This is a genomic window from Ignavibacteria bacterium, from assembly GCA_036262055.1.
In the GTDB taxonomy this organism is placed as follows: domain Bacteria; phylum Bacteroidota; class Ignavibacteria; order Tepidaquicellales; family Tepidaquicellaceae; genus DATAJP01.
This window is the reverse complement of record DATAJP010000003.1, coordinates 928,593-941,056: the sequence shown is the minus strand read 5'-3', so window position 1 is coordinate 941,056 and position 12,464 is coordinate 928,593. Positions and strand designations below refer to the sequence as shown.

Annotated in this window: 9 protein-coding genes and 1 riboswitch; of the genes, 8 read left to right on the top strand and 1 reads right to left on the bottom strand. The window is 35.0% G+C overall.

Going from position 1 to position 12,464, the window contains the following annotated elements:
- The first annotated feature begins 7 nt into the window (after window positions 1-7).
- The 6 genes from VHP32_11175 (at window position 8) to VHP32_11150 (ending at window position 9,970) form a co-directional block, all read left to right on the top strand.
- Window positions 8-787: an FtsQ-type POTRA domain-containing protein gene (locus VHP32_11175; protein HEX2788452.1), complete on the top strand. Its 780-nt coding sequence runs from the start codon at window positions 8-10 to the stop codon at window positions 785-787.
- Window positions 788-792: 5 nt separating this feature from the next.
- Complete coding sequence (ftsA, locus tag VHP32_11170; GenBank protein ID HEX2788451.1) at window positions 793-2,082, top strand: cell division protein FtsA; 1,290 nt, start codon at window positions 793-795, stop codon at window positions 2,080-2,082.
- Between the two features lie 102 nt (window positions 2,083-2,184).
- Window positions 2,185-3,507, top strand: a complete 1,323-nt coding sequence (gene ftsZ / locus VHP32_11165; GenBank protein HEX2788450.1) for a cell division protein FtsZ — start codon at window positions 2,185-2,187, stop codon at window positions 3,505-3,507.
- Window positions 3,508-3,667: 160 nt separating this feature from the next.
- A riboswitch (SAM riboswitch) is annotated at window positions 3,668-3,799 on the top strand.
- Between the two features lie 186 nt (window positions 3,800-3,985).
- Window positions 3,986-7,657, top strand: coding sequence for a methionine synthase (metH, locus tag VHP32_11160; GenBank protein ID HEX2788449.1), 3,672 nt, complete (start codon window positions 3,986-3,988; stop codon window positions 7,655-7,657).
- A gap of 6 nt (window positions 7,658-7,663) precedes the next feature.
- Complete coding sequence (locus tag VHP32_11155; protein ID HEX2788448.1) at window positions 7,664-8,944, top strand: hypothetical protein; 1,281 nt, start codon at window positions 7,664-7,666, stop codon at window positions 8,942-8,944.
- Between the two features lie 81 nt (window positions 8,945-9,025).
- Complete coding sequence (locus tag VHP32_11150; protein ID HEX2788447.1) at window positions 9,026-9,970, top strand: hypothetical protein; 945 nt, start codon at window positions 9,026-9,028, stop codon at window positions 9,968-9,970.
- On the opposite strand, the gene VHP32_11145 is transcribed toward VHP32_11150, so the two are convergent.
- Window positions 9,967-10,776 carry a class I SAM-dependent methyltransferase gene (locus VHP32_11145; protein HEX2788446.1) on the bottom strand — a complete coding sequence of 270 codons (810 nt, stop codon included), beginning with the start codon at window positions 10,774-10,776 and terminating at the stop codon, window positions 9,967-9,969. The genes VHP32_11150 and VHP32_11145 overlap by 4 nt on opposite strands.
- A 76-nt stretch (window positions 10,777-10,852) precedes the next feature.
- On the opposite strand from VHP32_11145, the gene VHP32_11140 reads away from it, so the two are divergent.
- Together VHP32_11140 and VHP32_11135 are read left to right on the top strand one after the other, a co-directional pair.
- Complete coding sequence (locus tag VHP32_11140; GenBank protein HEX2788445.1) at window positions 10,853-11,662, top strand: DUF2971 domain-containing protein; 810 nt, start codon at window positions 10,853-10,855, stop codon at window positions 11,660-11,662.
- A 67-nt stretch (window positions 11,663-11,729) separates the two neighbouring features.
- The gene (locus VHP32_11135) at window positions 11,730-12,452 is read left to right on the top strand and encodes a hypothetical protein (protein ID HEX2788444.1); all 723 of its coding nucleotides are present in this window, start codon (window positions 11,730-11,732) and stop codon (window positions 12,450-12,452) included.
- Window positions 12,453-12,464: the final 12 nt, after the last annotated feature.

The following is a 12,464-nucleotide window of genomic DNA, read 5'->3' as shown; positions in this document are numbered from 1 at the left end:
TAATTAATTGAGTAAACCAAAAATCATAGGACTAATTTTGCTTGTTGCTGTTTCGGTTACTGCAGTGGTTGTCTTCGCGAACAAATGGCGTAATAATTTAAACTATGATAAAATTACAATCGAGGGAAACCACACTATTCCATCAACCGATATTCTTGAGATTGCAAGATTGAGAGAAGATTCGACAATTAACCTTGATGAACTGAATATTGATTTAATTCAGGATAGAATTTCAAAGCATCCGGAAATTAAAAAAGCTTTTGTGAGTAAAGAACCGCCTGATTTGCTTAAAATTGAAGTCATAGAAAAAAGACCGATTGCAGTTCTAAACACAAGCATGGGAATTAAGTTAATTGATGATGAGCTTGAAATTTTTCCTTATAGAAATATAGAGAAGATTTATGATTTGCCTGTAATAAGCGGTATTCGAACTGAAGATAATATTAAAGGTCTTAACAATATAAATAAAAATGAATTGCGTGCGGCATTGTTCATCGTTCTAAATGCTTTTAAGGAAAGCAAAGGGTTGTATAATAATATTTCTGAAATAAACATTGCCGATTCGACAAAGCTGATTGTTTATTCAAATGAAAAATCAATTCCGTTTTATCTTCCATATTCAAACGCTCAGGATGTGAAGAGCAAAGAATATCAGGAAGTAGTGCGAACAAAAATGAGGTTATATGATAATTTTATGAATAATATTTTTTCAAAAATTATGACCCGTGAAATAGAATATGTTGATTTAAGATTTTCAAATCAGGTAGTGGTTAAATATAAAATTTAATTTAAATGGCTGATAAAAAGAAAACAAAAAACCAGAAAGAAGTAAATGATAATATTGTTGTCGGACTTGACGTCGGAACTACAAAAATTTGCGTCATAGTGTCGCGTGTAAAATCAGATGGAACTGTCGAAATACTTGGCATCGGCAAATCACCGTCATATGGTCTTCATAGAGGCATTGTTGTTAATCCTAATAAAACAATTGAATCGATTAAGTCAGCTATTAATGAAGCCGAATTAAACTCCGGATTGACTATCAAATCTGCATCAATCGGTATTGCAGGACACCACATAAGATGCATTCAGTCAAGCAGTGCTGTAGGAATTAATAATCCTGATAGAGTTATTGAAGAAGACGATATAAGACGGCTCGTTGAGCAATCAAAAATTTTAAAGCTCCCGAGTGATACAAAAATTATTGATGTAATTCCTCAGGAATATATTATCGACGGTAAAGATGGAATATTCGAGCTGCCGGTAGGAATGTTCGGAGTAAAACTTGAAGCAAAAGTCAATATAATCACAGGTCTTGTTTCATCGATTGATGATTTATCGAAATGCGTTACAAGCAGCGGACTTGAAATCGACGACATAGTTCTTGAACCAATTGCGTCTTCATACTCAGTACTTGATGAAACAGAAAAGAAAGTTGGTGTTGCGATGATTGACATTGGCGGCGGAACAACTGATATAGCTGTTTTCAAAAAAGGGGTTTTAAAATACACGGCAGGCATCGGCATTGCAGGAAGTCTGGTTACAAACGATATAGTTGAGGCAATCGGAATTTCGGAAAGCGAAGCCGAAAGAATAAAACGTGATTATGGCTATGCAACAATTGATGAAATCATTAACGATGATACGATTCAGGTAGAATCGATAAAAGGAAAAGTTCCGAAAAAAACAAGGAAGAGCATCCTTGCAAGAATAATTCAAGCAAGAATGACCGACATCTTCGAGCTTGCAGCGATTGAAATAAAAAATTCTCAGATACAAAACGAGCTTCATGCAGGTGTTGTGGTTACAGGCGGTGGTTCACTTATAAAAGGAACAAAGGAACTTGCAGAGCAGATTCTCGGAACAGAAGTTAATCTCGGAATCCCAACGGGTGTTTCAGGCGGGTTAATCAAAGAAGTTGAAAGTCCGATTTTTGCAACGGGTGTCGGACTTATTCTTCACAGGATAAAAACCTTAAACGATATTAATAATCTCGGACTTAAAAAACCAACAAGAAAAAAAGTCCCGATGAATGCAAAAACTATTTTCACAAAAATAAAAGCATGGTTCGATGAGCTTTGATGTAAAAAACATCAGTCGTGCTTTAAAAGGAATGAGAATATTCCTAAAAAGTTTTATAAAAAAATTTATTTAAATCATTAATTTAATTGAAAGGGTAAAAAAATGGCAATTAAACTAGTTACTAACAATGTTGATGGTGCTAAGATTAGAGTTGTTGGAGTGGGCGGCGGCGGCGGAAACATTATTAATAACATGGTCGATGAAGGCATTAACGGTGTCGAGTTCATCGCGGTCAATACCGATAACCAGGTATTGGAGCTGAACAAAGCGCATGTTAAAATCACAATCGGTCGTGAGATTACTAAAGGTCTGGGAGCAGGTATGGATCCTGAAAAAGGAGCCAAATCTGCTGAGAACAGCAGAGATGAAATTACACGCGCGCTTGAAGGAAGCGACATGGTATTTATCACTGCAGGAATGGGTGGTGGAACCGGAACAGGTGCCGCTCCTGTAATTGCAAGAATTGCTAAAAGTCTCGATGCTCTTGTTGTTGCAATAATAACAAGACCTTTTGACTTTGAGGGCAAAGTTAAATCCGTGCTTGCAAATGATGGTATTGAAAAACTTAAAAGAGAAGTTGACAGCTTAATCATAATTCCTAATCAGCGATTGATTGAGCTTCTTGATGACGAAGAAATTACCCAGCGTGAGGCATTCCAGCACGTTGACAGAGTTCTTTATCATGCAACAAGAGGAATTTCTCAAATCATTACAGAAGCAGGTCAGATTAATGTTGACTTTGCTGACGTCAGGACAACAATGAAAGGAATGGGTGATGCAATGATTGGAACGGGATTAGCTTCAGGTCCTGAGCGTGCTGAAAAAGCAACCCATGCTGCACTTGATAACCCATTGCTTGAGAATATTGACATCACAGGTGCAAAGAGAGTTCTTACCAACATCTGCACTAACGGTTCGCTGAAGATTAAGGAATTCGATTTGATTAACAAAATCATCATGGAAAAAGTCGGCGGGGATTCAGGTGTGATTCTCGGAATGGTCGAAGACCCGAAGATGAAGGAAGATGAACTGATGGTAACGCTCATTGCTACCGGTTTTCGTAAAGAAGAAGTTATCGATACAGGAGCTACAAACGTTCATAATATTTTCGATTACGGAAAAAAAGAAGAGAGCAAAGTTATCGAACCGCAAACTCAGGAACAGTATGAACAGACGGTAAAAAAACCTATGGTTGCAAGAAAGGTTCAGGAAAACGATTATCACATAACCGAGATTCCCGGTGATAACGATTTGAAGAAACTCGACAAACCGGCTTTTGAAAGAAGAGGAATCAACATTAACCTTAATGAAGATTTCAGTGAGCCGGTAAAAGAGAAAGATGAATACGATGATTTTGGCTTTGAGGATTTGAATCTTGACGAGGACTTTCAAAAACCTGCTTTCTTAAGAAGACAAATGGACTAACGATTTTAATTTTCTTTGCATTCTCTATAACATACATCTCAAAAAACCCGGTCGCTTGCCTTGGCAAGCGCCGGGTCACTCCTTCAAATTAGGCACAATTTTAGGTGTTGAAAAATTTATTAAATTAAAATAATTTTGTTTAGTTCTTTAATTTAGCTTTCACTTATTTAGAAAGGCGGAGGGATTAGGCCCTGTGAAGCCTTGGCAACCGCTCAAAAACTCAAAAATTTGAGGTTTGGTGCCAATACCTATTTTTCGTTACCTACATCTTTTAACGAAAAGCTGATAAGTCAAAAGTAGATTTTAACTTTAACAAAGAGTTTGAAAATCTCTCTTGACGATGTCAGGAGAGATTTTTTTTTGTGGTTAAATGAACTTAACGCTGATTTGGTATGATTTTTTTATGATTAACGCAGGTTATAAAAAATCATAACAATTCATAAAATATCAGTGACAATCTGCGTTAAAAAATATTAATATGGATAAAACTAACATACTAAAAGAATTACTGAAAAAAAGAATATTGATTCTCGATGGTGCGATGGGAACAATGATTCAAAGATATAACCTGACGGAAGAAGATTTCCGGGGAGAAAAATTTAAAGATTATCCGCATTTATTGAAAGGGAATAACGATTTGCTTTCAATAACACGTCCGGATATTATAAAAGCAATTCATGGAGAGTATTTTGATGCAGGTGCGGATATAATCGAGACAAATACTTTTAACTCTACCTCAATCTCACAGGCAGATTATAAACTCGAAGATTATGTCTATGAAATAAATTTACAAGCTGCAAAAATTGCAAAAGAAGTAGCTGAAGAATACACAAAGAAAAATCCTGATAAGCCGAGATTCGTCGCAGGTGCAATCGGTCCTCTGAATAAAACTTTATCGCTTTCTCCGAATGTTAATGACCCTGGATATCGAGCTGTTACGTTTGATGAGGTTGTAAATTCATATTCCGAACAAATAGACGCATTGGTAAAAGGCGGTGTCGATATTCTTCTTGTTGAAACCATATTTGACACACTTAATTCTAAAGCTGCACTGTTTGCAATTCAGAAATATTTTAATGAGAATAATATAAAGCTTCCTGTGATGGTATCAGGAACAATCACCGATGATAGCGGAAGAACACTGTCCGGACAAACTGCTGAAGCATTTTTATATTCCGTTTCTCATGTTGATTTACTTAGCATTGGATTCAACTGCGCTCTTGGAGCAAGTAAATTACGTCCTCATGTATCTGATTTATCTGAAAAGTCCGAATTGTTTGTCAGTGCTTATCCAAATGCAGGTTTGCCGAATGAATTCGGTCAGTATGATGAAACTCCCGAATCAACCGCAAAGCAGCTTGAAGAGTTTATGAAAGAAGGTTTGATTAATATGGTTGGTGGATGTTGTGGAACAACTCCCGAACATATTAAAGCCGTTGCGGATGTTGCTCAGAAATATCCACCACGAGTGCCTCCTACCCTTGAGAAATATCCGCATTACAGCGGCTTAGAACCGCTTGTGATTTACCGTGAGAGTAACTTTATAAATGTCGGCGAGCGAACAAATATTACAGGTTCTGCAAAATTCAAAAAACTTATTAAAGAAGGAAATTTCGAAGAAGCATTATCAGTAGCAAGACAGCAGGTTGAAAACGGTGCACAGATTATTGATATAAATATGGATGAAGGCATGATTGACTCCGAAGAAGCAATGGTAAAATTCTTGAATCTTATTGCCTCTGAACCAGATATTTCAAAAGTTCCGATTATGCTTGATTCTTCAAAATGGTCGGTCATTGAAGCAGGATTAAAGTGTGTTCAAGGTAAGGGGATTGTTAATTCAATTTCGCTTAAAGAAGGTGAAGAGAAATTCAAAGAGCAGGCACACAAAGTTAAAATGTATGGAGCTGCTGTTATCGTGATGGCTTTTGATGAAAAAGGACAGGCAGATAATTATGAAAGAAGAATTGAAATTTGCCAGAGAGCATATAACATTTTAACCAAAGAAATCGGTTTTGCGCCTGAGGATATAATTTTTGACCCGAATATTCTGACTGTTGCAACGGGAATCGAAGAGCATAATAATTATGCCGTTGATTACATAAAGGCAACACAATGGATTAAACAAAATCTTCCCGGTGTTCGTGTGAGCGGAGGTGTTAGCAATATTTCGTTTTCATTCCGTGGTAATGACCGTGTCCGTGAAGCGATGCACTCGGCATTCTTGTATCATGCTGTGAAAGCGGGCATGGATATGGGAATTGTGAATGCAGGACAGCTTGAAATTTATGAGAACATTCCGAAGGATTTGCTTGAAAGAGTTGAGGATGTTTTATTGAACCGAAGACCTGATGCGACAGAACGACTTGTTGAGTTTGCTGAAAAAGTAAAAGGTAAAGGCAAAGAAACTGTTGTTGATAACAGCTGGAGAAATGAGACTGTTGAAAAACGTTTGGAACATTCGCTTGTGAAGGGCATTGTCGATTATATCGATACCGATATAGAAGAAGCCCGTCAAAAATACAGCAGACCGATTCAGGTTATCGAAGGTCCTTTGATGGACGGAATGAATATTGTCGGAGATTTATTCGGGCAGGGAAAAATGTTTCTTCCGCAGGTTGTGAAGAGCGCGCGTGTAATGAAAAAAGCTGTTGCTTATTTGACTCCTTTCATTGAAGCAGAAAAAACTGTCGATGCAAAACCAAAAGGGAAAATTCTTCTTGCGACAGTTAAAGGTGACGTTCATGATATTGGAAAAAATATTGTCGGAGTTGTTCTTGGATGTAATAATTATGAAGTGGTTGACCTTGGAGTTATGGTGCCGAGTGAAAAGATTCTTCAGACAGCAAGAGATATCAATGCTGATATAATCGGATTGAGCGGATTAATTACGCCGTCTCTCGATGAAATGGTTCACGTTGCGAAGGAAATGGAACGTGAAGGATTTAATGTGCCGCTGCTTATTGGAGGCGCAACAACTTCAAAAGTTCATACTGCGGTTAAGATAGAACAGAATTATAAACATGGTCAGACTGTTCACGTGCTTGACGCATCACGTTCAGTTCCCGTTGTGAGCAGTTTGCTTAGTGAAAAAAAGGATGAATTTGCAAAAAAGATAAAACAAGAATATACAAACCTTCGTGAGCACCATGCAAAATCACGCGCGGAAAAAAATCTTATTTCAATCAATGAAGCTAAGGATAATAAATTAAAAATCGATTGGGGTAAAACAGAAATCACGAAGCCGAATTTTGTTGGAGTTCAAAAATTTGAAAATTATCCTCTTGAAGAAATTGCTGAATTCATAGACTGGACACCGTTTTTCAGAACATGGGAGCTTGCGGGGAAATATCCGGATATATTAACCGATAAAGTAATCGGTGAGCAGGCAGCAAATTTATTTCTCGATGCTAAAAATATGCTGAAGAAAATTATCTCACAAAGATGGCTGAAAGCAAATGCAGTAATTGGAATCTGGAGAGCAAATTCAACCGGTGATGATATTGAATTATATACGGATGATAAACGCGACCGTTTGATAAACAAATTGCATACTTTAAGACAGCAAAGCAAAAAAGTTTCCGGAACACCGAATCTTGCGCTTTCGGATTTTGTTGCGCCGAAAGAAACCGGACGCGAAGATTATGTCGGCGGATTTGCTGTTACTTCAGGAATCGGCATTGAGAAGAAACTCGCAGAATTTGAACGCGATCATGACGATTATAATTTAATTATGCTTAAAGCTATGGCTGACCGTCTTGCAGAAGCATTTGCTGAGCTTATGCACAAAAAAGTCAGAACTGAAATTTGGGGCTATTCAAAAGATGAAAAACTTAGTAATGATGACCTTATAAAAGAAAAATATAAGGGCATTCGTCCGGCACCGGGATATCCTGCTTGCCCTGACCACACTGAAAAATGGATATTATTCGATTTGCTCAACGCAGAAAAAAATGTTGGCATAAAACTAACCGAACATCTTGCGATGTATCCTGCCTCATCTGTCAGCGGATTATATTTTGCTAATCCTGAATCAAAGTATTTCGGTCTTGGCAAAATTAATAAAGACCAGGTCGAAGATTATGCAAAACGTAAAAATATGAAAGTCGAAGAAGTAGAAAAATGGCTTTCACCAAATTTGTCATATTAAAATTTATTGACTGGTATAAAAGAAAAATTTATTAGTTCTATAAAACGAGGAACGGGAGAAGTGTTTCAAATTTTAAAACAAAATCCTCAATTAGATTTTTTTTCCGAAATTATAAAAGCCGCAATAAAGAATTACACTCCTAATGTTCAAGATGAGGGAACACGTTCTAGATATATCTATGAACTTGCAAACTTATCTCCAAATAAATCGAAAATTAGAAAAGCAATTTTAAAGGGGTTATCTGAAGGAAAAAATGATTCAGATACCCTTGACCAATTATATGGCATTGCTTATTTATATGCAAAACAAGGTGACAAAGAATTTTATAATGCTATTTATAAAAGGTATTTTAGCAATAGAATTAAACATGCGGATTCTTTGGGAGAATATGAAATTTTAAAATTAGATGGAATTAATGGACTAAAATATATTGCTGAAATCAGGGGAAGAAACTTAAAGAAAAATCCGCGTTATTGGAAAGATGATTCATTAATAAAGTCCTTTCAGGAAGATAATCCAAAGCTTGATGTATTGAAGGATTTGAAAAATGCCGGTAAAACGAATTCAAATATTAAAAGATACCTTGAAACAATTCAAAATTACAAAAGCCCTATCTTTAAAAAAGAAAAAATAAAAATTACTGCTGAATTTGTTGAGAAAAGGATTGCACAAAATAAAATTGTTCCGTTGCATGGAGATGAAATTAAACAACTATCAAAATCTGATATTTTAAAAATTGCAGATAACTTTCTTAAAGAAACGAAAAGAATACGAAAAGAAAAATATCTCAGAATTTTTTCTTACATTAAATTTCCATTTGGATATATGCCTTTATTAAAGGAAGCAAAACAGAAAGACAATAGAAAAGACAGATTAATTGAATTCGCGTGTGATTCGTTAAAGTTTTTTAAAAATAATAATATCAGAAGATTTGCGATAAAACAAATTCCTAAATCTAAATTTCCTTCAATATATATTAGTTTGCTTATCACTAATTATAAATCAGGCGATGGAAAAATGCTGACAAAACTTGTTAAAAAGGAAGAGCAACAATGGAAAATACATTCACTTGCAATGAGTTATATCGATTTATATAAGAAAAACAAAGCTAAAGACTGTAAACAACCTCTAATTGAATTATATGATAAATTAACTTGCGGACATTGCAGGCACGAGATTATAAAAATAATGATTGATAATAAGGTCTTACCATTTAAAATAAAAAAGGAAATTCACAGAGATAGTTATGAAGAGACGAGGAAACTTTGGAAAAAGCTTGTTAATTAAACTTGATTTGAAATAGGATTAAAAGTAATTTCCTTGTGTGAGCTGAGGAGTATCTCCATATAAAATTAAATAAATTTGATTATGGGCGAGAATCCCGAACCGGAACAGGACATCACTCCTGAACCTCAAAAAGAAAGTAAGCAACCACTTAATACCGATGCGGTCAGCATGTCATTAAGCTTAATTAATGAAAAGCTCGATTCTGCAATGCAGGATATTTCCCGCCTCAAAGAACGCCAGGATCTTACCGGGCATGAAGTTGACATTCTGCAGACTCAATCACATAAAGCAAAAAAATGGTATTCCGATACACCTGTATTAGTTTCAACGTTTGCCTTGCTTCTTTCTGCTGTGGCAACCTTGTATCCTATTTTTAAAGAGAAAGGATTACAAGAAGAAGCATATAAAACCCGTGCAAAAGAGATTGTTCAAAGACTCACAGAAATTCAAACTACACTTGCATCCTCTGGAATTAATTATAATAGCATTTTTGCCAGCACCCAAGCAGAGGCAAGCAACCTGCTTGATGAAGCAATTTCGATCTCTGATGTTGATCCGTCTTATCTTAATGATGCAGGCTATGTAGTATTAATTAATCATGCATTTACATTAAATAAAACCGAACGCATAAAAGATTTATTATCGAGGGCTGTTAATATAGTCGATGATACACCAACGCATTATGCAATAAAAAATTCTGAAGCTAATTATTATTTCAATATTAAAAAAGATAGTATAATGGGAAGAAATTCCATACGAGATGCAATACGAATGACTGAAGAACAGCAAATCAGCGACGATTTAAGAAGAGCAAATATAGCTCAGGAATATATACTTTGGTGCAATTATGAATTCAATAATAGTAATTTTAAATTTGCCGAACAGTTACTTGAAAAAGCGGAAGAATTAATAGTTAAACGAACTGATGATTGGAGATATAAAAATTATGCAGCATATAATAGTGCAATTCAATGGAGAGCTTATATTGATACAATGAAAGCTAAAAGCCCTAATTTCTTCCGTTAAAAATTTCTTACAAGTGAAATCCATCCGGGTTCTTCGCCAAGATATGGTTCAGGTGAGCCCGTTCGTTCAACCTGAATTTCATTCATTAAAACTCGTTTTGCGTTGTTACATCCACAGTCTTGCATAAGCTTCATAAAATCTTCGGGTTTATAAAACTGAACGAAGTCGAGCTTTGCGTATTCTTTTATTTTACGGAACACTTCTGTTCCATAAATTCTGTTTGTTTCACAGATTGATTCTGCAGCTAATCCGAAATCACCTGCATAATACGCACCGCCTGAAATAAAATAAGTAATAATATTTCTTAAATCTTTTTCGTGAAGATAATATGTAATTCCCTCCATCACAAGCAGATGCGGTTTTGATTTGTCGAATCCGTTTTCTTTTAATGAAATTTCAAGACAAGAAATATCTGTTATATCGCACTCGATAAATTTTATAATCGGAAATTTTCCATTAGTGATTTCAGCTTTTTCTTTCATCAGATATTTGTCGACATCAAAAATTTTGCTCTGCGGAAATAATGATGCAAGTTCAATCGACATCGGAGCAATTCCTGCGGCCATGATTATAACCTGCCCATCAGGAAACATATTTAAAAAATCCACACATGCTTTCCGAATAAAAAATTTCCGATTGCTGACTGATTGCGTGTGCATGTAATTTTCTTTTTCGCTGTACCATCCGTAAAGTTCATCGCCTTCGCTCAAATCAAGATTTTTAGAATACTCCTGTGCTTCTTTGCTTTGCCATATTTCAGGTCTTGTCCAGTTCAATACCAACGCCGATGTTGCAGAAATTTTCATTAATTCAATTTTAATATTTGAATTAGTATTTTATTAAGCGTCAAATTATTAATAATAACATTTAATCTAAAGGTAAATGGAAATTTATAAATATTGTCCTGATTATGATAAGTTTACTTTTTCTAATTTAGAAAATTCTATTATACATTTTACACCTGTTGGCAATTTAAATGATCCATTTGATGGTTTTATATACTCTAAATATATTGGAACAAAATCAGATATTGAAAAATTCTTAAGAAATAGAATGCATATTACGAATTTATCGACAATTGAATCTATATTAGAAAATTTACAACCAGTAGGATTTGGATTATATAATGCAAAAGCTGCTGAATATCACTTTGGCGAATTAGAGAATTTTTGTGTAAGTTCGTTCACTCGTGAACATAAGAATATTTTGATGTGGTCGCATTATGCTAATTACCATAAAGGTATATGCTTGAAGTTTGAAAGTTATGAAGATAAAAAAAATAATGGCTTTTGGTTTAACGAATCTGTTACACCTGTGGAAATAGAAATGTTTAATAATTTTTCACCACTATATAGAGTAAAGTATTCCCAAAACATTTCTGTATACAATGGAATCATTGATGGTTCATATCAAACATTTCAATTTGCAATTACAAAAGCTATAAACTGGCAATATGAACATGAATATAGACTTATTCAGAAATTAGATACTTATGGAAAATTAAATTTTGAAATAAATAAAGAGCATTTAAAAGCAGTTTATCTTGGTCTGAAGTCAAATGAAAATGTGAAAATGAAAATTATTGAAGTTTTGAAACAAAATTATCAACAAAAAGGGTATAATGTTGAACTTTATCAGGCAAAGAGGGTTGTAGGAAAATTTGAAATAGATTTTGATTCTTTAAATTATTAGTATGGTCTTTTCTAACTTCCTTTATATAAACCCCATATTTTGATATTTTAACAAATAATTTGAAATTATGAAAAAAATAATAGCAATCGTCTTATTTCTCTTTTTGTGCGGAAGCGCAAATGCTCAATTTATTAACAAATTTTCCATTTATGGCGGTGTCATATCAGGATGGCATATTCCAAAAGTTGATGAGCTCAATGTCGAGCTTCGCAAAGCAGGACTTCCGGATTTGCCCACAAGCGGTTACTTTATTCTCGGAGGTGGGGGAGCAATGGATGTTCCTAAAGTTAACTGGTTGAGAGTCGGCGGTTTTGGCGCAAGTCTTTCAAAAACTGTCAAAACAGTTACTCCCGATAATATAACGAAACAGGTTGTTTATCAAATGGGTATGGGTGGATTGAGTCTTGAATACATAAAACCGCTTTCTAAGAGAATTGATTTTACTGCGGGAGCTAACTTAACAACGGGTGAGCTTACTCTGAAAATTTATCAGCATAACCCGAATTTCGGAAGTTTTACAACACTGTGGAATGAATTTGTAAATTCTTCATCCACGCAAAATTTCTCTCAGACGATAAATCAAAGATTTTACAGTGTTCAACCTAAAGTCGGTTTCGGATTTTTATTGACTGATTTACTTTATACTAAAATCAATGCGGGATATATGTTCACTGCAAATGACGGCTGGGTAGCGGAAAACGGTGCAGATGTTACCGGTGTTCCCTCAGGAATAAAAGCAGACGGTTTTACCTTTGATTTAAGCTTAAACGTCGGTTTATTCTTTAAATAATTTTTATCGAAG

Coding starts and splice junctions, on each gene's coding strand:
- ftsZ (HEX2788450.1), top strand. CDS start 2,185: ATGGCAATTAAACTAGTTACTAACAATGTTGATGGTGCTAAGATTAGA.
- VHP32_11140 (HEX2788445.1), top strand. CDS start 10,853: ATGGAAATTTATAAATATTGTCCTGATTATGATAAGTTTACTTTTTCT.
- ftsA (HEX2788451.1), top strand. CDS start 793: ATGGCTGATAAAAAGAAAACAAAAAACCAGAAAGAAGTAAATGATAAT.
- VHP32_11150 (HEX2788447.1), top strand. CDS start 9,026: ATGGGCGAGAATCCCGAACCGGAACAGGACATCACTCCTGAACCTCAA.
- VHP32_11135 (HEX2788444.1), top strand. CDS start 11,730: ATGAAAAAAATAATAGCAATCGTCTTATTTCTCTTTTTGTGCGGAAGC.
- VHP32_11145 (HEX2788446.1), bottom strand. CDS start 10,776: ATGAAAATTTCTGCAACATCGGCGTTGGTATTGAACTGGACAAGACCT.
- metH (HEX2788449.1), top strand. CDS start 3,986: ATGGATAAAACTAACATACTAAAAGAATTACTGAAAAAAAGAATATTG.